At 50.8% G+C, this 25,874-nt stretch carries 18 protein-coding genes and 1 tRNA gene; 3 read left to right on the top strand and 16 right to left on the bottom strand.

Annotated elements, in window-relative coordinates; all coding sequences use genetic code 11:
• Window positions 1-11: 11 nt before the first annotated feature.
• From BLW29_RS07940 to BLW29_RS07895, 10 genes are all read right to left on the bottom strand, one after another.
• Window positions 12-1,709 (bottom strand): extracellular solute-binding protein, encoded by a 1,698-nt coding sequence (locus BLW29_RS07940; RefSeq protein ID WP_090978437.1) that lies wholly within the window; start codon window positions 1,707-1,709, stop codon window positions 12-14.
• A 142-nt stretch (window positions 1,710-1,851) separates the two neighbouring features.
• Window positions 1,852-2,748, bottom strand: coding sequence for a carbohydrate ABC transporter permease (locus tag BLW29_RS07935; protein WP_090978021.1), 897 nt, complete (start codon window positions 2,746-2,748; stop codon window positions 1,852-1,854).
• A 15-nt stretch (window positions 2,749-2,763) separates the two neighbouring features.
• Complete coding sequence (locus tag BLW29_RS07930) at window positions 2,764-3,687, bottom strand: ABC transporter permease (RefSeq protein ID WP_090978019.1); 924 nt, start codon at window positions 3,685-3,687, stop codon at window positions 2,764-2,766.
• Between the two features lie 227 nt (window positions 3,688-3,914).
• The gene (locus BLW29_RS07925) at window positions 3,915-5,564 is read right to left on the bottom strand and encodes a type 2 periplasmic-binding domain-containing protein (protein ID WP_090978017.1); all 1,650 of its coding nucleotides are present in this window, start codon (window positions 5,562-5,564) and stop codon (window positions 3,915-3,917) included.
• Between the two features lie 14 nt (window positions 5,565-5,578).
• Entirely contained in the window at window positions 5,579-7,876 is a 2,298-nt protein-coding gene (locus BLW29_RS07920; RefSeq protein ID WP_090978015.1) for a helix-turn-helix domain-containing protein, read from the bottom strand.
• A gap of 328 nt (window positions 7,877-8,204) precedes the next feature.
• Window positions 8,205-8,291, bottom strand: a tRNA-Leu gene (locus BLW29_RS07915).
• Between the two features lie 108 nt (window positions 8,292-8,399).
• On the bottom strand, window positions 8,400-8,789 hold the full coding sequence (locus tag BLW29_RS07910) for a TFIIB-type zinc ribbon-containing protein (protein WP_090978013.1): 390 nt from the start codon (window positions 8,787-8,789) through the stop codon (window positions 8,400-8,402).
• A 71-nt stretch (window positions 8,790-8,860) separates the two neighbouring features.
• Window positions 8,861-9,070 (bottom strand): hypothetical protein, encoded by a 210-nt coding sequence (locus BLW29_RS07905; protein WP_090978011.1) that lies wholly within the window; start codon window positions 9,068-9,070, stop codon window positions 8,861-8,863.
• A gap of 89 nt (window positions 9,071-9,159) precedes the next feature.
• Complete coding sequence (locus BLW29_RS07900; protein WP_090978009.1) at window positions 9,160-9,480, bottom strand: hypothetical protein; 321 nt, start codon at window positions 9,478-9,480, stop codon at window positions 9,160-9,162.
• Between the two features lie 88 nt (window positions 9,481-9,568).
• Complete coding sequence (locus tag BLW29_RS07895) at window positions 9,569-10,138, bottom strand: xanthine phosphoribosyltransferase (RefSeq protein ID WP_090978007.1); 570 nt, start codon at window positions 10,136-10,138, stop codon at window positions 9,569-9,571.
• Window positions 10,139-10,330: 192 nt separating this feature from the next.
• On the opposite strand from BLW29_RS07895, the gene BLW29_RS07890 reads away from it, so the two are divergent.
• A complete protein-coding gene (locus BLW29_RS07890) occupies window positions 10,331-11,053 on the top strand; it encodes a hypothetical protein (protein WP_090978005.1) in 723 nt (240 codons plus the stop codon).
• On the opposite strand, the gene BLW29_RS07885 is transcribed toward BLW29_RS07890, so the two are convergent.
• Entirely contained in the window at window positions 11,036-12,319 is a 1,284-nt protein-coding gene (locus BLW29_RS07885) for an ArsB/NhaD family transporter (RefSeq protein WP_177186533.1), read from the bottom strand. The genes BLW29_RS07890 and BLW29_RS07885 overlap by 18 nt on opposite strands.
• A 111-nt stretch (window positions 12,320-12,430) precedes the next feature.
• Here BLW29_RS07885 and BLW29_RS07880 point away from each other — a divergent pair, with 111 nt between their 5' ends.
• On the top strand, window positions 12,431-13,471 hold the full coding sequence (locus BLW29_RS07880) for a YkvI family membrane protein (protein WP_090978001.1): 1,041 nt from the start codon (window positions 12,431-12,433) through the stop codon (window positions 13,469-13,471).
• Between the two features lie 15 nt (window positions 13,472-13,486).
• On the opposite strand, the gene BLW29_RS07875 is transcribed toward BLW29_RS07880, so the two are convergent.
• The 4 genes from BLW29_RS07875 to BLW29_RS07860 all read right to left on the bottom strand — a co-directional run bounded on the left by BLW29_RS07875 (window position 13,487) and on the right by BLW29_RS07860 (window position 23,645).
• Window positions 13,487-16,837 (bottom strand): AAA family ATPase, encoded by a 3,351-nt coding sequence (locus BLW29_RS07875; RefSeq protein WP_090977999.1) that lies wholly within the window; start codon window positions 16,835-16,837, stop codon window positions 13,487-13,489.
• Window positions 16,834-18,186, bottom strand: a complete 1,353-nt coding sequence (locus BLW29_RS07870; RefSeq protein ID WP_090977997.1) for a metallophosphoesterase family protein — start codon at window positions 18,184-18,186, stop codon at window positions 16,834-16,836. Before BLW29_RS07870 ends, BLW29_RS07875 begins: the two co-directional genes overlap by 4 nt.
• 11 nt (window positions 18,187-18,197) lie before the next feature.
• The gene (locus BLW29_RS07865) at window positions 18,198-19,340 is read right to left on the bottom strand and encodes a glycosyltransferase family 4 protein (protein WP_090977995.1); all 1,143 of its coding nucleotides are present in this window, start codon (window positions 19,338-19,340) and stop codon (window positions 18,198-18,200) included.
• A 255-nt stretch (window positions 19,341-19,595) separates the two neighbouring features.
• Complete coding sequence (locus BLW29_RS07860; protein ID WP_090977993.1) at window positions 19,596-23,645, bottom strand: beta strand repeat-containing protein; 4,050 nt, start codon at window positions 23,643-23,645, stop codon at window positions 19,596-19,598.
• 264 nt (window positions 23,646-23,909) lie between these two features.
• Here BLW29_RS07860 and BLW29_RS07855 point away from each other — a divergent pair, with 264 nt between their 5' ends.
• Window positions 23,910-25,097 carry a GGDEF domain-containing protein gene (locus tag BLW29_RS07855; protein WP_090977991.1) on the top strand — a complete coding sequence of 396 codons (1,188 nt, stop codon included), beginning with the start codon at window positions 23,910-23,912 and terminating at the stop codon, window positions 25,095-25,097.
• Window positions 25,098-25,181: 84 nt separating this feature from the next.
• Here the strand turns inward: BLW29_RS07855 and queC are convergent, their stop codons facing one another.
• Window positions 25,182-25,874 carry a 7-cyano-7-deazaguanine synthase QueC gene (queC, locus tag BLW29_RS07850; protein ID WP_090977989.1) on the bottom strand — a complete coding sequence of 231 codons (693 nt, stop codon included), beginning with the start codon at window positions 25,872-25,874 and terminating at the stop codon, window positions 25,182-25,184.

The raw sequence follows: 25,874 nt of genomic DNA, 5'->3' as shown, positions 1-25,874 counted from the left end.
GTCTTGCATTCTTATTTCGCGAACGTAGAGGAATCATAAGCCTTTTGCAAAATTTCCAGGTAACGACCCAGCTTCAAATCTTCAAGGCCTTTCACGTAGCTGTCCCAATCCTTGTCAAGGCTCTTGTGACCCGTGATGAATTGCAGTGAATTCTCATCGATGTACGTTTTGATGTTCGTTTGCAGCATCGTTGCTTCATCTACCTCGGACGGATCAAGCCAGATTGCCCACAGCGGGAACAATTCCTTCGGCTCATGGCCTTGGTATTGCAGCGTTGCTTGATACAGGCGACGCTCGTAGTTCGCGGAATCGTAGATGTCAGTGCCTTGTACGTAGCTGTCACGGTATTCTTTCGGCATGTAGAAGTGAGCCATCCCGCTCCAACCAGCGTTGCGAGGAGCTTCGCCTTCCGCTCTCGGAATCGGAGCTACCATCGGTTGAACGCCTTCGCCAAGCGCAACTTCGCCGTCTTTCGGATCTCTCCAGTCGATGTCTTTCATGCCGGATGCGCCGTTTGTTTGACCTTCAGGGGAGAACATGTAATCAACGAGCTGAATCAGTGCAACTTGCGCTTCTTTGCTTGCTTTGCTGGTAATTGCGAATTTCGCGCCTGGAGCCACGCCGCCGCCGTCATGTGTAGCCAGCGATACGCCGTTTGGTCCTGTAAGCGGCGGTACTTGGTTGTAATCTTTGGAGTTTTTGTTGCCGTGATCGATGTTTACGAAGATAGCCGGGTGCATGCCTGCGCCTGCGCCAAGAATTTGCGCATCGCCGTTTTCGCCGATCTTCTTGAATGCTTCCGCATTTTGCGTGAATGCGCCCGGATCGATCAACCCTTCATCGAACAACGACTTAATGTAAGTCAAACCTTGTTTCCATTCGTTTGTTACTGCAGCAGAGCCAACTTTACCGCCTTGCATCAACAAGTGGTTGCGGTCGTCATCATAGACGAATGCATCCATTAAGTAAGGAACGACGCGAACACCGAAGTCCTCTGTAGAGCCGCTAAGCGGAACTTCGTCTTTTTTGCCGTTGCCGTTCGGATCTTGGTTTTTAAACGCTTCCAACACTTTTTTGAAGTCTTCCGTCGTTTTCGGCATTTCAAGCTTCAGCTTCTCCAGCCAGCTTGTGTTCAGCCACATTTTGTTCGGGTACGAACAGTGGAAGCATTGGGAGTAAGCAGGCAGACCGTAGATGTTGCCGTCCGGCGCGACGCTGAATGCTTTGAAGTCTGCATTATTTTCAAGTGCAGCCTTAATGTTCGGTGCATATTGATCGATCAGGTCGTTCAGCGGAATCAATACGCCTTGTTTACCGTATTTGATCAAGTCAGCTTGTGAGAATTGATCGATATAAGCGGTCAGCATATAAGCATCCGGGAAGTCGCCGCTTGCCAGGGAGATTTGACGTTTCTCTTTAGCACCGTCGCCAGGAATGGCTTCGAACGTGAATTTGATGTTGAATTTTTCTTCTACGAATTTCGTGAACTTGTTCGTTTCCAGGTTGATGTCCTGCTCTTGTACGGCGAACAGCTTGATGTCAACCGGTGCTGCAGGTGCAGCCGTATTGGCTTCTGCAGGCTCGTTCGTATTCGTGGATGCGGCATTTGTCGGTTCGGTATTTGAAGTCGTATTACTGTTTCCGTTGTCTTTGGAGCAAGCCGACATGACCATCGTAGTCATCATGACCACCGCAAGCAAGCTTACCATTCTCTTTTTAAACACGTGTAATCGCTCCCTTTTAGTTGTTCTGTTTGGATTGTTACCAGCTTCAATACCATCAAGTTCAAGCACAGCCTGTGAACAGATGCGCTTATGAACGGCATCCCCCCTTTCAGTACCTTCAACGACTTTAGCCCTTAACCGACCCGACCAGCATCCCTTGCACAAAATAACGCTGCACGAACGGATAAATAATTAACACCGGAAGCGTGGCTACGACAATCAGCGAGTATTTCAGAAGCTCAGCCAATTGCTGCTTCTCCACCTGCTTCATGGCGTCCATATTGGAGCCGCTGTTGTTCTGGATGATGATACTTCGCAGGATCAGCTGCAAAGGGTACTTACTAGAAGTTTTGAGATAAATTAGGGCATCAAAGTACGCATTCCACTGACCGACTGCGTACATGATGACGAGTACGGCAATGATTGGCTTGGACAGTGACAGCACGACACTGCGAATGAAGCGGATATCCGAACAGCCGTCGATTTCGCTTGCTTCCACAAGCTCAGCCGGTATGGACTGCTGAAAGAAGGACCTAGCGATGATGACCTGCCACACCCAAACTGCATTCGGAATAATTAACGCCCATCGTGTATCGATCATCCCCATGCTCTTCACGACCAAATAAGTCGGAATCAATCCTCCGCTGAACAGCATCGTGAACGTAATGAGCATCATAATGACGTTGCGTCCGAAGAACGTCGAACGCGAAAGCGGGTACGCCAGCATCACCGTCAACATGACACTGATAAATGTACCTGCTGCGGTGTACAGCAAGGAATTGCCATAGCCGCTTAACACTTGCGGATTCTTAAACAGCGCCTCGTAGCCCTTGATTGAGAATTCGACCGGCCACAGCCACACGCGCCCCGCCGAAACAGCAGACGGGCTGCTGAAAGAGCTGCTGAAAATGTAAATTAAAGGATAGAGCACCGCCACCAGCACGAGGGCCAGAATGATATAAATGACGGTTAGGAACACTTTATCGCCTGATGATTCTTTGATTCGAGTCGCTACCTTAGCCACGTAAACACCTCTTCATTACCAGATGCTGGATTTCAAAAACCGTCTTGCCATTGCGTTTACTACAAACAACAGGACTAAATTGATGACAGAATTAAATAGACCTACTGCCGTCGCGAAGCTGTAATTCGCATTCAGCAAACCGATTTGATACACATATGTCGCGATAATTTCTGAACTGGCGATATTTAATTTATTTTGAAGCAGATACACTTTCTCGAAGCCGATTGCCATAACGTTGCCGACATTCAGAATCAAGATAATGGAGATCGTCGGCAGAATGCCCGGCAAATCCACGTTCCAAATTTTCTGGAAGCGAGATGCCCCGTCCACCTTGGCTGCTTCATATAGAGTTGGATCAACCCCGGCAAGCGCTGCCAAATAGATGACGGCGGAATAACCGGCTGTCTGCCAAATATCCGACCACACGTAAATGGATGTGAACATGTTCGGGTTACCAAGAAAGTTAACCGATTCAAGCCCAAGGTGATTCATAAATACGTTTACAAAACCAAGCCTTGGTGCAAGGAAAAGCATAATAATCGATACCATGACGACAGTGGAAATAAAGTACGGCGCAAAGGTAACGAGCTGCACGAAACGCTTGAACTTCTGGGCGCGCACTTCATTTAACATGAGCGCCAGCAGAATCGGAACCGGGAATCCGGCAAGCAGCAGATAGAAGCTGAGCGTGAGCGTATTCTTCACGATCGTCCCGAACACCGGGTTCTCAAAGAACAATCTGAAGTTATGAAAACCCACCCACGGACTTCCCCAGATGCCCTTGGTCACGTAGTAGTCTTTGAAGGCTAATACAGCGTTCAGCATCGGATAGTATTTGAAAATAATAAAGAATAAAAGCGGTGGTGTAACGACGAGATACAATTGCCAATGTCTTGCGAAACTTCTTCTTGCGCCGAGACGTTTGCCAGCGGCCTCCAAAACAATCCCCCCTAGTGAATCTATCCATGTTGTGTTGATAGCGCTTTCTACAGGATCGATCATAGGTGATTTCCGGTATCTCAAGGAAGGTACAATTTCGTCTTTCACCGTACAGATCTCCTGAATTGCGGGGGACATTTCCCCATAAAACGGCCATCTGAGCCGCCGTACCTTGCAAACAGGCACAAAAAAAAACCGACCGCAACAGTCGCGGCCGGATAAAGGTTTTATTTGGTATTTTCTTGTACGATCCATCTATTGTACGCCTGCTGCAAAATCGAAACGTACCGGCTTGCGCCAAGCGCTTGGATTCCTTTTACATAGGCACCCCAGTCCTTCTCGAGGTCTAATTGTCCTGTTATGAACGCCATTGCGCTTTCATCGATCTCGTGTTTCATATTGGATTGCAGAAGACTCTCTTCATCTGCATTCGAGGAGTCGATCCAAATCGACCACATTGGAAAAACTTCATTAGGCTCATGCCCCGCATATAATTTCGTTGCTTGATAGAGCCTTCTCTCATAGCCGTTTGGCGAATAAATATCCATATCCTGTACCCAGCTGTTTCTGTAGGATTTCGGCATATAGAAATGGCCCATCCCGCTCCATCTCGTATTCCGGTGGATATCAGCTTCCTGCACAACAATGCTTGCGAACTGTGCCGGAATATTGGGATCAAGCGCTTGTTCGCCATCGAGCGGTCTTCGCCAATCAAGGCCTTCCTTGCCTATTTCCGCATTGGCCTGACCCTCTGGCGTATACAGATAATCAGCGATTCGAATAAGAGCGATGCGTTCATCGGGGCTGGCTTTATCCGTAATCGCAAATTTAGCTCCCGGCGTGCTGCCGGACTGATAATAGACAGCATAAGAAGCATAGGGTCCTTGAAGCGGCGGAACGGGCACATAATCGCCGCCGCGTTTGTTACCAAGCCCCGTGTCAACGAAAATAGCCGGATGCATGGCCGTCCCCGCGCCCAATATCTCCGCACCGGCATTCTCGCCAAGCTGCTTATAAGCATCCGCATTTTGTGTAAAAGCACCTGCATCAATTAAGCCTTCATCGTATAAGGATTTCACGTATTTCAAACCTTCACGCCATTGCGGCGTAATCGCTGCCAGACTGACCTGCCCATTGGCTACCTCTACATAGGTACGATCATCGTCATACACAAATCCGTTCATCAAATACGGAAGCACGCGCACGCCGAAATCCTCAGTCGAACCGCTAAGCGGAATCTCGTCGGCTAAGCCGTTGCCGTTCGGGTCGCCGTTCTTGAAAGCCCGAAGTACGACGCGTAACTCCTCCGTGGTCTTCGGCATGTTCAGGTTCAATTTCTTCAGCCATTTATCGTTTAGCCATAGCTTATAAGGATAGGAGCAATGAAAACAATCGCTGAATGAGGCCAATCCATAGATATTTCCGTCAGGTGCCGTATTAAGCGCGCGAAGGCCAGGCTCTCGATCGAAGGCTGCTTTGATATTCGGCGCATAGCGGTCAATCAAATCATTCAGCGGATAGAAGATCCCTTGTTTGCCGTATCGAAGAACATCAGCCTGCGTGAATTGATCAATATAGGTCGTCAATATATAAGCATCCGGATAATTTCCGCTCGACAGCGAAATTTGTCTCTTCTCCTTGGCAGCTTCATAGCGAATCGTTCGCCAATCGAAGGAAACGTTAAACTTCTGCTCCAATAACCGCGAGAAATCATTTGTCTTTAAATTCTGGTCCGTATCCTGCTGCGCAAAGATACTGATTCGAAGCGGTAGATCTGCAGACTTGTCCTGCTGCTTCACATAATCACAGGCAGGAAGTGCTAAGAGGAGTACGCATATCGAAATTGCGGCATAAGCGGACTGAGCCAACGTCTTCAAAGCAAATCCCCCTTTCAACCCTCGGCTGTCTGCCGGTACGAGCTTGGTGACACGCCTGTAACGCGTTTGAAAGCTCTGCGGAACGAATGGGAGCTGTTATAGCCGACACGGGAAGAAATTTCATCAACCGTATATCCATTCTCACGCAGCAGGGTTACTGCATGCTCCATCCGGACCTGCTCCAGGTAATCGGATAGATTCGAGCCGGTTACTTCCTTAAACAGCTGCGAAATGTATTTCTCCGGCCGTTCCACTTGCTCCGCTATGCGGTATAAAGTTAACTCGGCATCCGAGAAATGTTCGCCAATATAAGCTTTCATGCTTTCAACCGTCCTTGTATGACTATCATTCTTACGGCTGACGACTACTGCGCACATCGCATCGGCAATATCTTCGATTTCCATCTGGAAAGTCCGTTTATCCTGTGCTTGAATGGCAATAATACGATCCTTCAACTGCTCGAATATGCCGGATTCCATGAACGTCTTCTGATCGAGCAGCTTCAGAAGGGTCCCTTTCACCTCTCCGACCAGCTGCTGCCACATCTCTACCGACAGCTCGCGCTGCTCTGTATTCAGAGAGATGACGGAACGGACGATGCGCCTTGCTTCTTCCGTCTCCCCTGCCCGGATCGTCCCGATCAAACGAAGCTCCAGTTCCAGCGGGTAATAGTAAGTTGCACTCTCCATGCTCGTTTCGTCATACCAAGCGATGCCTTTGCGATCGGCGTGCAGCGCATGCTCCAACGTCTGTTTCGCCTGTTCATAGGAAACGCTGACTTCCGTTTCCGATCCGAATGAATCGCCGAGCGCAGCTGTGAATGTAATGCGGTATTCAGAGAAAGCCTGCCGGGACAGCTGTTCCAGCAGTGCGGCGATCTCGCTGCGTCCCAGTGCATTACCGGTCTCGGCTTCTTTGGAAGCGAACACGATAACGATTCTGTCTGAGCCCGAATCCGTTGTCAGCATAAAGCCGGCAATATCAAGAAGCGCTTGCTTTAAGATAAGTCTTGCTGCATGCAGCTCATTCAGTACCTCGACACTGTCCATCCCGGTGTAGCCTTGTACATGCAGAATACACACATATCCGGAATGACCGTAAATGCCTGTATTCGCTTGAGAAGCAGCGGCAAAAATCTCCTCCCGTGTCTGCAGCTCCCCGGAAATCAACCGTTTCAAGAAGGCATCCCGAATAAGTGGCAGCTGCCGGTGAAGCTCAGACTCCAGCTGGTTGCTGCTGCGGATCATTTCCGCGATGTTACCGTGCAAGAAATCGTATTCATTCCGCTCGGCCGTCTCTACCTTGCCGAACTGCTCCTTCACGACCGACACCAGTTTATGGATCGGCACGCTGTTGCGGTAAGCCAGCAATAATCCGACCAGCAGTCCTACAGCAAGTGCAATGCCGGTAATCGTCCATGTCATGAACTTGATCTGATTCGCGTTCTCTAATAAGACATGTCTCGGGATGCCCGAACGATATACCCAGCCGTTCGTCTCCGAGTGAATCGTAATGACGAGATCATCCTCGTAGAATTGACTCGTTTGAGTCGGATCGAATTTGGAGTCCTTGGACAACGCGTTCATATCTGGCAAACCGGTGCCCGTCGAAGCAATCGTTCGGCCATTGGCGTCGCTAATCTGCGTCCACCCGCCGTATTTGTCTGTAATCCCCGTTAATAGATTCGCGATCGTTTTCTCGTCGATAATGACGACGGCAACAGCAGGCGAGGAGCCGCTGAAGCTGTCTAGCGGGAAAGACTGCATGTATGTAACAACGGCAGTCGGCGTGCCCTTATTATTAAATTTGCGAAGGGGCATGATTTCGCTGCGATGCGTCTTCCCGAGCACCGTTTGCTTCCATTCTGCAAGCGATTGATCGGTATAACGGAAATTATCATAATAATGCTCCGGACGGAAATAGGCCGACCCCGGCGTTAGGATGACATTATAGTTGCCCAAGTAAATATAAAACTGCTGGAGAAAATCATTGGTTTGTCCGAACGTAAGCACGCTGCGAAGCATTTTCCAGATCCCGTAAACATTCGTCTGGTCCCCTGCGCTCTTCTCGTTCATCAAGATACTTAAGTCCGGATTGATGGCGAGCTGTCTAGTGAAGCCTTCAACCTCGGCCATCCGCCGCTCCAACAACTCTTTGCTCTTCTGGAGCTGTATCACATTATTCTGAATGGACAGCTTCTCCGTAACTGAGATGGAGGTACGATAAGAAATGAATCCAGCGATGCTGGGAATAATTAAGATGACGATATATGAAATTAGGAAGCTTCGAAACACGCTTGAAAACTTCTTCATCCCATCTCCCCCCTCCCCTTTATATGATAGCGCTACCACGCCTTTTCATTCTATTATCGTATAAATTTCAGCTCACCGCACGACATTTATATAAAAGAAACGCAACGAAAGGATAGTTTCGTTGCGTCTACTTCCTATATTTCCTATATATACTTCTCGCCTCCTAGTAACTTACAATTTGAACCAATGCTTCGTTAATATTACCCAGCAAAAACGCATCCTTCTACAGTCATTTCTCACCGGAAGAAAGAGCTCTTGCACAAACAAAAAAAGGGTCCGGTCAGCCTAATCAATACTAGGCATCCCAAACCCTTGCTATTTAAATAATTGGTGCGGTCGAGAGGACTCGAACCTCCACGGCTGTTACACCACTAGAACCTGAATCTAGCGCGTCTGCCAATTCCGCCACGACCGCATCTGGCAGTTGTTGTTGCGACACGAGCCGCAATCACGTTCTCATTATGGCATCCGCTTCAGGCGAAGTCAAGATGATCGATTAAAGTTGAAATTTTCTAACTATAGTTTATTCGAACAAGTCACCGAAAACATCAAGCATCGTTTTCTTCTTGCGCGGCTTGCCGTATTTGTCATACCCATGCTTATCATACCCATGCGAGTCGTAACCGTTCTGGCTGTAGCCTTTGCCGGTATTATAGTTGTGATCCTGCCCCTGGCTGCGATGACGATCACGATCTTGCTCAAAATGGGATTCATTCGGCGGATAAGCAGGATTGACTTGAACGCTGCGCTCCAGTCGATCGTAGTCATCGCGAACTTCTTTGACACCGCGCACAAGCTTGTCCAGCTCGCCGCGATCCAGCCAAACCCCTTTACAATCCGGGCAAACGTCGATCAGAACGCCGTCCTTCTCAATCTCGCGCATACGAACATCTGAACATACAGGACATTTCATTCAAATAACCTCCAGTAACGTTTGCTACACCAATACGGATGAGGCTGCATTTCGTTTCAACTTTTTCACATTTACAGCTCGGTTCGAGGAGCCGCCACCGGTTCATAGACATAGCTTCTGCTTAGCTTAACCACTCTGCGGCTGCGCTTGCGAATGACGACGGAATCGGCATCCCATGCAACGACAATGCCGAGTACATCATTCACTTCCATCCCATCTCTTACTACGCGCACCGGCGTTCCGTCCACTCGAAATTGATCCAGCTGTGCTTCTGTTATCATTCTCATTCGCTCCATTTCTATAAAAAAACCTCAATACGGCAGGGATTGCCAGCATTGAGGTCTTTCTGTTCACTTGTTTCGTTCCACGCTCAGCTAACATGTTCCTTCGAATCATTCGTTTCGTACCATTCATCGAGAACGCGAGATGACATCACTCGGCTCGTGATATACTCCGCTTGTTTCTCCGTGAACTGTTCTTTCCAATCCATCTCAAGCTCAGTAGAGAGCTTCACAATCGTAAGGAGTTCGGACCATGCAACATACCGTTTATACCAGAAAAACTGCGGATGCTCAATCATATAAGGATACAAGTCATCAAAATCCGTATGCTTGCAATCAAGAGCACGTTCGAAATGGTTCTTCGCTTCCGACAACTTGGTCACTAAATAATCAGCAGATAATTGTCCCATATGTTGTGCCTCCAATCCGTCACTTACGATCATTATAAGCCAATTCATTCAACTCGAAAAGATGATGATCATGGAATTTATCCGGAACCTATTCGAAACGAATCTTTCCGCCATCCAGCGAAGCGATGCGCACCAGCGATTCTACACGAATACCTTGTTCACGAATCGTACGTGCTCCGGCTTGAAATGATTTCTCCACCACGATGCCAAGTCCTGCTAAGGTTGCACCGGAACGCTCGATAATTTTGATAAGACCACGGGCTGCATCGCCGTTAGCAATGATATCGTCGATGAATAGTACGGTATCGTCCGGCGTTAGGAATTGACGGGAAACCATGATGTCCGTTACAATGCCTTTCGTGAATGACGGAACACGTTCGCAATAGGCATCCGGATCCGCGATGAGCGTTTTCTTCCGTCGTGCAAATACGAGCGGTACACCAAGCGCCAGGGCTGTCGTAAAAGCAACCGGTATGCCGGATGATTCCACTGTGATGACTTTCGTAATCGGCGTTTCCGCATATAAACGCGCAAATTCTTTACCCATCTCTTGGGTAAGGATCGGGTCGACCTGATGATTTAACAAAGCATCCAACTTCAATACATCTTGATTTAGAATAGAGGCTTCACGCAGTATGCGTTCTTTTAGCAGTTCCATTCGCTTTCCCTCCACCAGAAAAAATCTTTTCCGTTAAAGGTATCATATGGAACACCAACAGCGCAACTAATCGGCAAAAAATATAACGAAACAGCCACTAATCATTGCAACTTTTTTCCATTACTAACGTCTAACTGATTAACAACGATACGAATCGGATACCAGGGCGTACATCGAGGAGGTGTGACACGAATGACACGAACGATAACGAGTTTAACAACCAAACAAATCGCCTATGCCGCCGCTGCTTGCACGATGCTTCTGCTGCTTTCAAGCTGCTCGCTTGGCGTTACGGGAATTGAAACTACAGATAAGGGCCGGTTAACGGCTGAACAATCCGGGTCACACACGGACGACCATTCCGACAGCCCTCAGAAGGCCTATGTTTCGAAAGGCGAAGGTCAAGAGACCCTGTTCGAGGAGACCCCTTCTCAAGACGCAACAATCGCGGATGCACAGACAGAATCCTCCACTGGTAAAGCCGGAACGAAGCAGGCTGCTGTGAAGGAAGAACCGAAGTGGGATCCCAAAGCACCTAAGCTCCATGGTATCTCGATTGGAGATGCCAAGACGGTTCTAGATCTTCGACTGGGCAAACAAACAGACAGTTATATGATTAAGGATGAGAAAGAGACCATTACCGTTATTGAGTATCCCGGGTTCTCCATCGGATATGGTTCGGATAAGAAAGTTCGCTTCGTTGAAGTTTTCGAGAAAAACGTATCGAGCAGCTTGAGTGGTCTTCGTGTAGGTGACAGCGAGAGCGCAGTGACTACAGCTTTGGGAAAACCGACGACGCATACCGCAAGCGTGCTCGCTTATCAAGCGACAGGGGCATTGCTGAAATTGGATCTTGATCCTGAAACGAAAAAGGTACTTTCAATGAAGCTTTTCATCCTACCAGATAAGCCATAAGGTTATAAGTGCACTGAGCAAGATCGGTACGGTCAGCAGCAGCCCATATTTAGCGTATTCCCGCCAAGACATATCGATGCCGCCTTTGCGCAGCAGCTGCAGCCATAGCAGCGTTGCGAGAGAACCGATCGGTGTCAGCTTGGCGCCGACAGAAGTACCAAGTAAGCTGGCGTAGGGCAAATAATGCGGCCCCGCCATCTGTTCAATGGCAAGTGACGATACAAGCACCGCCGGCAAGTTATTGACTGCCGCGCTAAGCAAGGAGAACAGCGCACCAGAGCCGAGGATGCCAATCAATGGCCCTTGCTCCGTCAACGGTTCGATTGCGTGAGGGAACCAGCTTACTGCGCCGTGAAGATACATACTGTAGACGATTAGATTCATCGATAAGGCGAATACGACGATTAACCAGGGCGCTCCGCGGAGCGTCTTTTTCACGTCTCCTTGTCCGACAGCCATACTTGCAAGCCACTGTACTGCAGCTCCCGTTAAGGCGATCGCCGCAACCGGAACCCCGATTTTGTCCGCTACCAGATAACCGACCATAATGGCCGCAATGATGACCCAAGATAAGTAGAACAGCCCTTTATGGCCGATCGCTGACGTAGGATCAGGAAAGGATTCAGGTGCGTGCAGCCTCTCCTCCTCCGCTCGAATGCTGCGTCCGAAGTAACCTGCCGTAACCGCAATCGTCACCACGATCGCAACGATTCCCGGAAGAATCATTGTTCTGGCATATTCCCCGAAGGACAGATCGAAGAAATCCGCCGTTAATATATTCGTTAAATTGCTCATCATTAGCGGTGCGCTTGCTGTGTCTGCCATTAAACCTACACCAAGCAGAAAGGCGATACTGCTCCTGCGAGACAGCTGTAGCAATTTCGTTACTTCCAGCACAATCGGAATCATAATCAGGATCGTGCCGTCATTGTTGAAGAACACCGTAATTGCCGCAGCAAGCGCGCATAATCCGATTAACAGGCGCAGCTGCTTATGATGAAAGGTTCGAACGATATGGAGTGCAGCAAAGCGAAAAAATCCATTCGCGTCCAGAAGCGCCGTAAACAGCATAATGCCGATTAAAGAGAAAGTCGCATTCCAGACAAAGCCCCATATATAAGCCGCATCCTCCGGCGTAAGCAGCCTGGCTACGAATAACAATGCCGCGCCGAGAAGGGCGACGATTGCTTCGTGAATTCCTTTTGGCTTCCATACAATCAGTACCAGGGATGCAGAGAAAACACTAATGGCAACAACCATAGCCATACCAGCAAATCCACCGCTTTCTCTTATAAGAAGGATAATAGTCATGCCTGTCCCTGATTGGACATACCTTTTACTAGTAGGTATTGTGCGAAAGGCAGGTTATGTGTACGTATGAAAAGAGCGAGTAAAATCATGCAAATCGCGTTTACGTATATGGGTACGGTAGTTGGCGCAGGTTTTGCAACCGGACAAGAGATTTTGCAATTTTTTACTCGGTTTGGTGTACTAGGCGCCGTTACCATTCTAATGGCCACGATCATGTTCGTGTGGCTCGGTGCCAAAATGATGTTGATTGCAAGCGATGTCCGGGCAAAATCCTATGAGGATGTCAATAAAGTGCTCTTCGGCGACCGTTTCGGCCGCTGGATCAGCCATTTCATGCTCATCGTATTATTCGGCGTTTGTGCCGTTATGCTTGCCGGTGCCGGTTCGATATTCTCCGAAAACTGGAATCTATCCTATCAAACGGGTCTGCTCATTACGATGGTCGGCTGCTTCTTCCTGCTGCGTAAAGGGATGAATGCAATCTTAACCGTAAACGCGATTGTCGTGCCGGTGATGCTGCTCTTTACGGTGCTTATCATCATCGATACGGTCAAAACGCCGGGCTCGGACCGGTGGATGCTGCTGACGAGTGACCATTCGCCGATCTCCATCTGGGCTTCGCCGTTCCTCTACGCCGCTTTCAATTTATCTATGGCTCAAGCCGTGCTTGTCCCGCTTGGCGCAGAAATGCGAGATCGCAAAACGATCGTCTACGGTTCATGGATCGGCGGCATCGGGATCGGCTTCATGCTGCTTGCCGGACACATCGCGTTATCGGTGTACATGCCCGGTATCCAACAATTCGAAATACCGATGGGCGGTATCGCGCGTCAGCTTGGCCATGGCATTCAGTGGATCTATATCTTCTTGATTTTCGCGGAAATCTTCACGACTCTGATCGCCGATGTGTACGGATTGACGCTGCAAATGCAGGAACGACTTAAACTCTCCCGAACCCTGCTCACGATCCTGACGTTAGCCTCCTGTTACGTAGCCAGCCAAATCGGATTTGGCCCGCTCCTCTCCACGCTCTACCCTCTGTTTGGGTTGATCAGCCTTGGCTGGCTGGTGCTGCTGATTAAGCAGCGGCCTCCGGCTGGGGAGTAACTTAAACTAAAAGGACTATGCTAAATGGATTAGTTCGGCTTGCGGTAAAATAGTACGTATCAAGTCTCTCATGTGATCATGGCAGGTAAACAGCACAATTTGGCGTCGTTCTGCCAGCTCGCCGAGCACTTCGACGGCGGCTCTCTGCCTGGTCAGATCGAAGTTAACGAGTGGATCGTCAAGCAACAGCGGCAGTTCCATCGAGGCTGCCGCTTCATCCGCCAGCGCTAATCGCATCGCAAGATATAATTGCTCAGCAGTTCCTCTGCTGAGCCTTTTGCTTTCTACCAACCTTCCGTCTTTCGATTCCAGTGAGATCGTTTGCTCTCCCTCCGGAATCGAAATCCGTTTATAGCTTCCATGCGACAGCCTTGCCATAATCCGCGACGCTTCGCGAAGTACGCCCGGCTGTCGCTGCTCCTCCATGATTCGTTTGGTTCTGCGAATCATCGTCATGCTAATCGCACCGACCGCATACCGCTCAATCAACTGTTCCAGCGCAGCCGTTGCCTGCTCTCGCTCCATGATGAGCCGCGATCTGCCGCTGCTTTGCAGCAGCTGCTCCAGCTGCTGACGCTTGCGTCCGCTCTGCTCAATCAGCTCGCTTCTGCGCTGCTCCAGCTGCCCAAGCTCGCGCTTCGCTTCCTCTTGCATCTGCGTCAGCTGATTGCCGTCGCTCATGGAATACCAAGTCTCCAGCTGTTCGCGCTGTCCACTTGTCAAACCCGCCGTAAGCTCCGCATCGAGCCGATAGCGCTCCGCTTCGATTACGGCCAGTCGCTCAGAACGCTGTAACGCATCCAGCCATTCCAGCTCATTGTTCACGCGCGCGGAATCGAACCACTGCCGCTGCTTCGCTTCCAAGTCGAGCGTGAGCTTGGCCAGCTGCGCAGCCTGCTGCTCCAGCTCCGCAAGCCGCGCTTGCAGCTCCTCGGCTCGGCTGCTTGCCGCCGCATGCCGACTCGCTTCCGCGTGCAGCATCCGGACGGCCGCGGCCGCGTCGCCATGCGCGCGATTGACCGCCGCGGGGAATGCTGCGCTAAGCTGCAAGGCCGCGTCTTCGAAGGCGGCCACCTCCGCCTGCAGCCGTGCAGCCTTGCCTGCTGCGCGGTCATACGATTGCAGCCGCAGCAGCGCCTGCTCGGCAAGATCGAAGGTTTCCGCGGCCGCTTCCGGCGTGAGCGAAGCCGGAAGGTCGCACGCGGCCAGCCATTCGCGCCATCTGGCCGCGATGGCTGCTGCCGCTTCGGCCGCGTGGTCCACCGCGGCGAGGGCGGCGTCCTCCTGCGCGCGCAGCCGCGCATGGCGGCGCGCAAGCTCTCCGCGGCGCTCAGCGGTGCCGGCGCGCAGGCGAAGCTCGTCCTGCCGCGCGTCGATCGCAGCGCGCAGACGCGCGAGCACTTGTGCAGCTGTTGAAGCTGCTGCGCCACCGATTGCGTCCAACGCGCGGCCGTCTCTGGCAGCGGCGGACTGCCGCCATGCCGCGGACAGCTCTGCCTGCTGCATCGCAGGAGCTTCGTGCTGCCCCCGCGCCAGCAGCGCTGCCAGAATGCCCGCAGGCTCGCGGACGAGCTGCTGCACCGCAGCAACAACACGTTTCTCCGCGTCGGCAAGCAGCGCATCCGAAGTATCCGACCTCCCGAAGGAGGCCTCCTCCTGTACGCGCCTGCGTCCTGCTCGGCCTCGTCCGCCGGCTCGCCCGTGCGCTGCACGGTCTGACGGCCTCCCAAACCTCAGCACCCCGGGCGCTGCGAGTGCCACTGCCGCAACACCAGCGACAGCTGCCGCTACCGGCTCGCCGACAACGACAAGCACGGCTGCGCCGGCCGCCGTAATCGCTACGGCTGCCCAATAAGCACCGCTTCCAACCCGCAGCTGCGCGGACTGCCCCTCTCTCGAACGCTGCTGCTCATCTGCGGAAAGCTGCAACGTCGATGTAGCGTCATGCGCAGCGCGCAGCTTCGCCAATTCCAATTCATGCCACGCTTCCTCGAACTGACGTGCAGCAAGCCGAAGCGCTTCCGGAGAGTCCGGCAGCAGCTCGATTCCTACCGAATTCCCACGAGCGAGTACGCCATTATCCCCATCCACCTCAGAAAGCTGCGCGGCCGCTTCCTTAACCTGCTGTGAGGCTGCGCGAAGCTCGGCTTCCGCATGCCCGTGAACTTTCGAGCTGTCCTGAAGCGCGGCTCGGAACACTCTCACCTGTTCCCGGTCTGCGACTCCATTTGGGAAGGAGCGCAGCTCAGTTGCAGTCCAGTTCGGAGAAATACGATGAATCATTCGGCGAGCCGTCTCCTCGTGTTCGCGCATTTCTGCGGAAAGCTCAGCCGCACTCTGCCTGGAAGCCGCAATATGCTCTGCTGACAGCAGTAAGGCTTCAATCTCATGCTCACTTGCGATCAACTGATCGTCGAAAGACAATACAGCCAATTGCTGCGATAGCCTCTGCGCTAATTCACGATTGAGATGTCGTTCCCCATGCAACCGAATCAGCTCTGCCGCTATCGCCTCTGTCTTGGCACGCGCATCCACTACAAGTCTAGGCGCATCACCGTAAGCGTCTTCTTCCTTCTGCAGCGCAAGCCGATCGATCCACCTCTGACGCAAGTGAACCGCTCTTGTCAACAACGCTTCCCTATCCCTTACAGTAGGGAGCTGTTCTTCCACATAAGACTGATCCCCTTCAAGCTCGGCAAGCGATGAGCTCAGCTCATTAAATACGGCAATACTATCCTCCGATTGACGAAGCTGCGCGTCGATTTCGTCGAGCGTCTTCATCAACTTATTCATTTGCTGCGTACTTCCACGCGGACGATACAATTGATCCAGCTGCGTATTTAACAGCTTCTCCGTCTTCGCGATCGCACTGCCGCCATTCCAGCCAGCATGATACAGCTGCTTGCCCAGTTCATCGCCTTCCAGCATGCCGATCGCCTGCAGCTCCGATAAGGAGATCGCAAACAGCTCTCGGAACAATCGCTCGTTGACGCCGCCCAGAAACATACGCTCCCACATCGACTGTGTGAGTGTTTCGACTCCATTGCTCCCGCTGCTTCCCTCTGGTTCAAGCCGGCGAATGTTCACCTTCCCCGCAGCGCTGCTGTAACGCTCCAGCACATATGCATGCCCGGCACTATTTTCAAAAAACAATCGGCCGCCATGTCGCCCTCCATAAACAGGCTCTTGTCGTTCTGCCGGATTGCCTTTATTCGCAAATCCGAACAGCATCGCGCGAACGAACCCGAGCATCGTGCTTTTGCCTGCCTCGTTATGTCCGTAAACGATGGTCACGGGTGCATCGAATTTGCAGTGAAGGTCGCTCAGCTTCCCGAAGCCTTCTACATGAAGTCCTTGAAGCTTCAATGCCGCTCGCCTCCTTGTCCTGCGTCTTGCTCGGGTAACGACTCCATTTGACTATCCGACTCCTCAGTCAGCATCCCGGCCGCAAGCTCCTTCGCTAGCTCGAACCATCCAGCAGCTCGCTCAGTTTGCATGGCTCGTACCATCTTCCGAATTCGGGCATTGCTCGATAAGGATTGAAGCGCTTCTTCCAGCAGCTGCTGCATCGCTTGCTCGTCCACTTCGGCGGCATTGCTGCTGCGAATCAGTTCACCTGTAAAACTATCTTCTACGGACAGCGCATTCAGATCCAATTCTGCTCCCGTTGCAGCTTCTAAGCTATGCACCCAGCACCACTGCATGCCGGGCACGGAGTTCAAACTCACATCAAACTCCCCGATTCGTTCTCTTAGTGCTCCTAGCAGTTCCGTGATTACGACGGCATCCGTTAATAAGCGATGCATAGGACCTCGGCCTTCTAAGCGCAGCTTGATCATAAGCGACCTGCCTTCATTATTAGCCACTGCCGAAGCGATGGTTTGTTCCAAGGCATGAAGCAATGCCTGCTCCGACTGAACACCTGCGATGGTTACTCGCAAAGTCTCCCACCTTATCGTGTCTAAAGGGAGAAAGCGCAGCTTTGTCTCCAAAGTCTCGCTGACGTCTACGAGATAACAGCCCTTCGCCCCAGTTTCGTTGGCATGTCTGCCCTGTGTATTGCCGGCATATACGACATGCGGATAACGATGCAGAACCGCACGCTGATGAATATGACCGAGCGCCCAATACTGGAAGCCTGCACCTATCAGCTCCGCCAAGCTGCAAGGCGCGTAGGGATCATGCCCGGCATGTCCGTCCACCGTGCCATGCAGCAGCGCGATTTGATACGAACCATCGGCTATAGGCTTGTAGCGTGATGCCAAATTCGCGGTTACAACTCGTGAGCCATAGGAGATTCCATGCACATGAGCAGCCAACTCGCCTTCTTTGGTGTATACGGGTACAGCTTCCACCGCATCCGCTCCGAAGAAATGAACCGAAGATGGCCATTCCAAATTAGCCTGCATGCCCGATAACGGATCGTGATTGCCATGAATAACAAATAGCCGCACGCCTTGGGCATGCAGCTTCTGCCACTCCCGCTGCAATGATAATTGCGCTCGGAGCGATCTGTCGGCCATATCATAGAGATCGCCGGAAATAACTACAAAATCAACCGCTTCGCGCAGTGCCGCCTCGACCAAATGGCGAACAGCCTGAAAGGTCGAGGATCCAAGTCCTTCCCTTACATGGGGAGGCACCTCCGTCAATCCGCGAAAAGGACTGTCGACATGCAAATCCGCAGCATGAATAAATCGAAATGAGACTCCCATGTCCTAACTCCCTATTCTGCCTTGTCCGCTTCCGGATTGATTTCCGTATACACTTGCTTCAATTGTGCGATTACCCGCTGCAAGGAGTACACGCGTTTCGCTTTATTCCAAGCCGCCCGTGCCATATTGTAGCGGAAATCCTGATCGGATACGACCTTCTCAAGCGCATTCGCTAACGCTGTCGGATTCTCCGGTTCCACTAAGAGACCATTGATTCCATCGTCGATCTGCTCGGCAATACCGCCTACATTCGTGCCGACCAAAGCCAACCAGCATAATGCTGCTTCAGCGAATACCGAGCCGAATGCTTCTGCTCGTGATGGCAGAACGAAGACATCGAAGAAGGGCATAAACTCTTCCGGGTGCAGCATGTAGCCGTAGAAAATAATATCGTCATACAAATTTAACTTCTGTGCAAGCTGCTCCAGCTCAAGTCTACTCGGTCCATCGCCGATAATATGAAGGACGAAGTTCTGTCCGCGCGCTTTCAGCTGGGCACAAGCATGAAGCAGAATATCCAGCCCTTTTGCAGGAACAAGGCGACATACCGTAATCAGCTGCACGACCTCGTTCTCATGAGAAATCGGTTTAAACCGTTTCTCATCAAACCCGTTCGGAATGACCTGAATGCGATCGGCATCGTTCACATAAGGCCGCATATAGCTGCGGAATGCTTCGGATGGCGTCAGAATACGATCCGCTTTCAGCTCAAGCTCCCTGTAGATCGAAGTTAAGAAACGATGCTCCATCTCGCCTTCAATGATTTTGCCATTGAGAATCAGCTCGCGTTCGTAACTGGAATGAATCGTCATGACAAGCGGCGTATCGGGGTAAAGCTGTTTCATGACCAGCGCCGGAATAGGATGATGCGCATGAATGAGATCATACGATTTCTGAATGCGCAGCTTCGTCCACCAGACGTAATCGCGGTAGGTTTGCAAATATTTATCGATAATGGGATTACCCTCGTAATTGCTAATATCGAATGTTTCGAACGTAACAGGCTCTTGGCCTTTACCCCTAACCCGTTTCGGAAGGGAGAATAACTCCATTGGCCAGCCGATTTTGTTAAATCGTTCTTGAATGTAAGGAACCATTGAGGACACGCCGCCCGGTTGCTCCGGAGGGAAAAACAATGCCTGCAAAATGTTCATGCGCAAAGCCTCCTCAATCAAAACTTGCATGATTACGACCTATCGTAAAAGGCCAATTATCCACGATCATTGGGCCTCTCTACTTTACCATATTTCATTGTATGCTTCCATGTACGACAACGTTGCATGAGCACAGATGTCAGCATACCCTCTCTGAGGCAATATGTAAATCTATTCATACAAACATGTCGAATAACCCACTTCTTAGTTGCGAAGTGGGTTATTCCAATTAATAGCTCAGAGGTGCTCGTTAACTCATTCTTCCTCTTCCTCTAAACATATCTCCGCTTCCGCCCTTACTTCACCGATGGTACTTCTTAATAACGATCGCAATTTATGACAGCGGAAACGGCTTCTTAACGGTGCTCTTAAACGAAACCGGATGACATCGATCTCGCCGGGTTCATTGACACCAAGATCAAGGAGTACATTATTAATATTTTGCAACGTAATCTCCTCATTATTAATGGTTAAGGAATCAATGAGGTATACAAATCCGCGAGGCAGAATAGTCCGCAGCTGTTTCGTGATTGTAACATTAGAGATATTCTGTACGGTAATGGTAACGGTTGTGTTCGAACCTAATGGCACATCTTTGGGCTCTACATCAATAATGACGATTGGCGGAATCGGGACCTCGGGTTCCCAAACTGCGTACAAGTTTTGGTCCTCTTGAATACCCAGTCCGTTGCTGCCGGTAATCTCACGATTTCGCTCAGATGGCGGTATGGACGGATTCTGATATATTGGGGGCAAACCTTGACCGTTATCATTCAGCGACCAACCGGAAAATACGAAACCGGTTAATACCATCGCGTTTGGATTCTCCTGTACCTCAACGAAATTATCATTCGTGTATACCGTCTCATCCGTCGGAACTGCGCCGGAAGTCAGCTCAGGGAATCCGACCGATTCCGTATTCGCAAAATAAGTCACCGATAAGCGTGTTTGTAAAACTTTCAGCCGTAGAATGGTTTCGCTTGCCACGTTTGCCAGCGCAAACGGCTCGTTACTGAGGTTTAACGTGGTATGCCTGTCAACGATGACCTGGTTCTGATAAGGTCCGCCTGTAATCCGAAAGAAATAGTTCGGATCTTCTCCTGTAAATCCAACATATTTGTACAGTGGAGGAATGACGAGCTCGATACTATCCACAGCATCAATGGATACAAGACGCAGCTCTTGCGTAGTATCGATTGCATTAATCCCATTTACGCCATCGGTTTCTCTTCCCTTGTAGAAAGTCGAGTTAACGATATTCGCATCAGGTGTACTCCCGGGGGTATTGGTCCAGCCCCCAATCGACAGCCACTCCGATTCGGAGTCAAACTGATTCGCGTTCTTCAGTCCCGTCCACAGCTGGTCGCGCTGGTTGAAGACATCGTCCGTAAACGTACCGGCGATTGGAGGAACTGCATCAACAAATGCAGAATTCGGAATCCCCGTCCAGACACCGGGAAAATTAATGGCATACGCAACAGCACGGGAAGTCGCATCGATATGCAGGATATCCACATAAGAGGAGCCTTTGATGGCATCAATAACAGGATCAGACGGTGTTCTGGCTGAGAATGCGATCTCCGAAATCCCGATGCCATTCGCATTCAAACCACCGTAAGCGGTCACGTTGCTCTGATTCAATATCTGCAATAAACGAAGCTGTGAACGATTCACGATAACACCATTATTCGCGGAATCCAAGTTCTCCGTGAAGCTAGCACCAATACCCGGCGCTTTCTCTCCGCCGTACGCTCCGCCGATGCGCGTGTTTTCGATGCTGATGAGATCGATTGTTGACGTGCCGCCGAATGAATAGGGGGTCAATGTCTCGGCGAGACGAAAGTCGTTTACGTAGCCGGTACCAATACCAGGCCCTAGGGAAAGAGAACCGGATCGTGTAAATCCCCCTCTTACGGACTCGATCACAGAGTTTCTTAAGATGATCGTATCCACGCGGCTCTCACCGCCATTCGTCGAATAAGCGGAACCAATCCCGGGAGCACCGAGGCCGCCTGTAATCGCAGTTATCGTCACGTTGTCGAGCTCAATCGTGCCAACCTTCGATATCCCGTTTGTCTTCGAAGTAACGATTCGGGCCGCTGTCGCCCCCGAACCGATTCCTGTACCTCCAGCAATCACCGACGCCGCATCCCCGTAAGGTAGAGCCGCGATGGTATGGAACGTAGAGTTCGTAATCGTAATGCTCCCCAATGCCCAATTTTTATAATCACTAATAGGGTCTGTGCCTTGAAACGTGCCGATTACAGATGCGCAATTACCTTCCATACCATTGCCTGAGCCGATGCCCGCTCCAAAGTTCCCGCCAATGACTTGACCGAATGTCGATCCCGTGATCGTGATGGAGCCGACAGAGGACTGGCTTTGATCGAAATCCGCTCGTCCCGACCCGATTGCCGCGCTGTTTAGACTCCCGAGAACTTGTTCGAGAGTAGAGTTTACGATCTGAATCACATTGACCCGTGACACGCCGCTGCTCAGCGCATAGGCTGCACCGATGCCGACGCCCGAATCGTTGATTGGATGGCCGCCGCTTGCGGCTACATGGATGGTCGCGTTCTCAATCGTAATCCGGTCGACAAGTGACACCCCTTTGGCTGCCGCAAAGGTCGCTCCTCCGGTTCCGATTCCGGCTCCGCTAAACCCGGAGGTCGCTTCCGCAATGACCGCACCATTCGTAATCTCGATCGCACCGACCTGACAAGTGCCCCCAACTGCAAAACCGGTTCCGATGCCCGCTCCACCCGGGGTATTGGACGTATCTGTCGAACCCTTCGCGACGATGGTACCGCCTGAAATGAGAATGTTCGATACGAAACAAAGCGCATTGGCTGATGCCGTTCCCGGCCCTATACCGGGCGAGTTTTTGACACCGATCGCGGTAACGGTACCGCTCGTAATCACAATATCCCCTGTTCTTGCTGCTACGTTGGATACAGCAAGCCTCAGAATACCTCCGGTTCCGATGCCTGCTCCAAATTCGCTGCCGGTTGCTCGGACAACTCCGGCTGTAATCTCAATTTGGCCGGTGACGGACGTCGAATCCGTACCCTGTGCGGAACCTGCTCCAATCCCGGAGCCGCCTTGCCTTAACGGTGACGCACTGGCCGTAATGTTTCCTCCGGCAATCGTAATATTGCCTGCAGACGAGGTTCCACCGCCGGATGCAAAACCGGACCCGATCCCCGATCCGCCGCTCGTATCCACAGACGTCACACTTGTTCCACCAATGGCCTCGATCGTTCCACCGTTGATAAAAATATGACTGACCTGCGAAATTGCAGCAAATCGCACGCCGGCAGCCCCAATTCCGCTGCCCGTAAAGTTCGCCACCGTACCGCCGACAGCACGGATCAATCCATTGTTAATGGTAATGTCCCCAACGCTGGATTCGCCGCCGGCTGCCGTTACCCACGAAGAACCTATTCCCGAGCCGGAACTGTTGCCTGTTGTAGCAAAGATGGATCCGCCTGTCGCGTTTACGATCGTATTCACACCATTAATCGTAATGCTTCCGACTCTGGAAATTGCATTCGCTCCGGCGCACGCCGCACCAATCCCGGCCCCACTGTTATTCGTCGTGAAGTCTGCTCCTTTGGCCGTTACGTTACCGCCATTGATGACGATTCCCTCCACAACAGACGATCCGACATTTGCATGACCTGCACCTATACCAGCGCCGCCATTGCTGCCGACATTTCCGCCACTCGCAGTAATCGTTCCGCCATTAATCGTAATCAAGCCGAAAGAAGCGCCTGCTGCCAGGGTTGATGCCCCCGCTCCTATACCTGCTCCGCTCAATCGTATCGTCGTAATCGTCGTATAGCCTATTGCGTTAATCGCTCCGCTCTCAATCGTGAGGCTGCCGCCAAGCGTATTCACACTACTGCCGATCCCGGCAGAGCCGAATCCGCCGACAGACGTCAATTCACCTCCGGGAGAGGTGAGATCTTCTTCCAATATTACGCTCGCGTTTTGAAGGATTTCCAATCCCGCTTTCCCTAATGCCGCGCTACCGCCCGTACTTTCAAGCCGATTTGTCCCCGTAATTCGCATGTTGACCGTACCGGAAGTCACCGAGACAGGAGCGTTAGCTGTAGATGAAGTAATCGATAACGTGCTAAGTGTGACAGAAACTGCCCCTGAAACTACCAATTTATTAACTGCGGTTGTTCCGACAATAATATAGTCCACCAAAGGACTGCTAATCGTGACAATATTGCCGGTGACAGTGACCCCGTTGCCTGGATCAGACACCGGACTTGTCATGTTTACCGTTACGGCCATTGTTTTATGCGACCTCCTCTTCCTTCGAATTCCTCCTTCCTATCTATATTTCGTTTCTATCCGGTCAATGAGCCAAATGGAATAATAACCCTAATCGAAGCACTCTTCGCATTTCTGATTAAAAATTATAAGAACCCTTGAAAATCAAAGGTTCTCAACCGATAATCTATGGTATGATAGAACATACGTTTCTGTAAATTGAAGTCATCCCACTTTACGCCGTACACATTCAATGCTTTCACACTCTACATAGGTGGTCTTAACATGACGATTCTTCAGTGGCTTGCCGGTACGACCGGACAAATTTTCGCATCTGCTTGTGTAATGACCATACTCGTTCTCATGTTGTTTATGGCTGTCAAGCTATATACGAGTTACAGACGCAACCGTACCTACTTCATTCTGATCGTCGTGCTTCCGATTGTGATTATCCAGAACGGCGCACTCATCGGGCTTTCGTTCCCTGGTCATATGAGCTCCTATTATTCGGATTTAGCGCAATCTTTTATCAGCCTGCTTTCCTTTATTATTATTAACTTCGTTTTCATGAAATTGTATACCGGACCCAGTACAAAATTGAAAGGTATGCCTTTCCTGCTCATGTTTATCGGGCTGATCCTCGTAACCGCTGCTCAGATTTCGATCTCACCTGAAAACAGTACGGCGCAAACACAGCTGCTGGCAATTGACTTTTACGGGCTCATTCTAAACTTCATCATTTTGCTAAACTTAAGAGGCATTGATCAACGCTTCAACTATTCAGCCAGCCTGATCGTTTACTTCATCTATCAGCTGTCTGATCTGGCAGACGGCTATGTATTTCACGGGAAAGTCCCGATGCTTGTCATTCTAAGCCACTTGCTCCCTGTCATCTATTATTCGCTTCTGTTCCTGCTCTTGTTCGAATGGGTGCTGGAACGGTTGTTAATGACCTTCCAATCTTCGATTACGGACGGCTTAACCAGCTTGTACAATCGGCGTCACTTCAATAAGAAAGCCGAGCAGCTGCTGCGGGATACGAAAAAGATTGCGATTATTTTCTGTGATATTGACAACTTCAAGAAGCTTAACGATACGCAAGGTCATCATAAAGCGGACGGTGTTCTTAAGCAGGTCGCTGACATTTTGAGAGAAGAAACGGCTGGCATTGGAACGGCTGGCCGCTACGGCGGTGAAGAGCTGCTCGGTCTAGTCGCTGCGCCTAACGTGAAGCCGGAGGTCGTGGCCGAAACCATTCGCAGCCGGGTAGAGAAAGAGACGATGGTCACAATCAGCATCGGCATAAGCGCAAGTCGAGAAGGCGCATCCATTGCAGAGATTGTAAGTCAAGCCGATGAAGCGATGTATCAATCGAAGACGACCGGTAAGAATAAAGTGACACTTCACCCTTCCATGCGGCAACGGACACGGAGTTCGGATGAAACCGCCAAACGAAGCTCACAGCAGGCTTAACCTTGCTCACCTCCGACTATTCGCATAATAAAGAAGACAGTTCACGCGGTAGGATCCTTCCTGCTCGCATGAACTGTCTTTTTATTAGGATTTATAAGGAATTGGATCTGTTGTTCCCGCTTCGGCGAAACCCTTCAAACGCAGTCGGCAGCTATCGCACTCGCCGCATGCCTCTGGTTCCCCGTTATAGCAGGACGTTGTCAGGTTATACGGAACGCCCATGCGCAACCCTTCTGCTACGATGCCGGCTTTCGTTAGATGGATAAGAGGCGTCTCAATGGAGATCGGCTTTCCTTCAACACCAACTTTAGTTGCGATTGCAATAACCTCTTCCACCTTCGCGATGAATTCCGGTCGGCAATCCGGGTAACCGCTGTAATCCAGCGCATTTACGCCAATATAGATCGCCTCAGCTCCTACGCTCTCTGCGAACGACGTAGCAATCGACAAGAACAATAGGTTACGTCCCGGTACATAAGTAACCGGAATTTCGCCGACTTCATCCGGAACCGGATCTGCTCCCATCTTAGGTACTTCGATCGAATCATCTGTAAGTGCGCTTCCGCCAAAATCACGCAAGAACCCTAGTTCAATGATTTTGAAGCGTTCGCTTACACCGTAGAATTCAGCAACCGCGCGCGCATTGTTCAGTTCCATAATATGACGCTGTCCATAGTTAAACGTGATCGGGAATAGCTCGTACCCCGCTTCTTTGGCATATCCCATGCAAGTCGTACTATCCAAACCGCCGCTCAAAATAATAACCGCTTTCTTCAT

This window comes from Paenibacillus sp. CF384, assembly GCF_900106745.1.
Lineage (GTDB): Bacteria > Bacillota > Bacilli > Paenibacillales > Paenibacillaceae > Paenibacillus_Z.
This window is presented reverse-complemented; position numbering and strand designations above follow the sequence as displayed.

What these genes read in the sequence shown, in the direction of transcription:
- BLW29_RS07940 (WP_090978437.1), bottom strand. Translation starts at nt 1,709, where the DNA reads ATGGTAAGCTTGCTTGCGGTGGTCATGATGACTACGATGGTCATGTCG.
- BLW29_RS07920 (WP_090978015.1), bottom strand. Translation starts at nt 7,876, where the DNA reads ATGAAGAAGTTTTCAAGCGTGTTTCGAAGCTTCCTAATTTCATATATC.
- BLW29_RS07910 (WP_090978013.1), bottom strand. Translation starts at nt 8,789, where the DNA reads ATGAAATGTCCTGTATGTTCAGATGTTCGTATGCGCGAGATTGAGAAG.
- BLW29_RS07905 (WP_090978011.1), bottom strand. Translation starts at nt 9,070, where the DNA reads ATGATAACAGAAGCACAGCTGGATCAATTTCGAGTGGACGGAACGCCG.
- BLW29_RS07900 (WP_090978009.1), bottom strand. Translation starts at nt 9,480, where the DNA reads ATGGGACAATTATCTGCTGATTATTTAGTGACCAAGTTGTCGGAAGCG.
- BLW29_RS07895 (WP_090978007.1), bottom strand. Translation starts at nt 10,138, where the DNA reads ATGGAACTGCTAAAAGAACGCATACTGCGTGAAGCCTCTATTCTAAAT.
- BLW29_RS07890 (WP_090978005.1), top strand. Translation starts at nt 10,331, where the DNA reads ATGACACGAACGATAACGAGTTTAACAACCAAACAAATCGCCTATGCC.
- BLW29_RS07885 (WP_177186533.1), bottom strand. Translation starts at nt 12,319, where the DNA reads ATGGCTATGGTTGTTGCCATTAGTGTTTTCTCTGCATCCCTGGTACTG.
- BLW29_RS07880 (WP_090978001.1), top strand. Translation starts at nt 12,431, where the DNA reads ATGAAAAGAGCGAGTAAAATCATGCAAATCGCGTTTACGTATATGGGT.
- BLW29_RS07870 (WP_090977997.1), bottom strand. Translation starts at nt 18,186, where the DNA reads ATGGGAGTCTCATTTCGATTTATTCATGCTGCGGATTTGCATGTCGAC.
- BLW29_RS07865 (WP_090977995.1), bottom strand. Translation starts at nt 19,340, where the DNA reads ATGAACATTTTGCAGGCATTGTTTTTCCCTCCGGAGCAACCGGGCGGC.
- BLW29_RS07860 (WP_090977993.1), bottom strand. Translation starts at nt 23,645, where the DNA reads ATGGCCGTAACGGTAAACATGACAAGTCCGGTGTCTGATCCAGGCAAC.
- BLW29_RS07855 (WP_090977991.1), top strand. Translation starts at nt 23,910, where the DNA reads ATGACGATTCTTCAGTGGCTTGCCGGTACGACCGGACAAATTTTCGCA.
- queC (WP_090977989.1), bottom strand. Translation starts at nt 25,874, where the DNA reads ATGAAGAAAGCGGTTATTATTTTGAGCGGCGGTTTGGATAGTACGACT.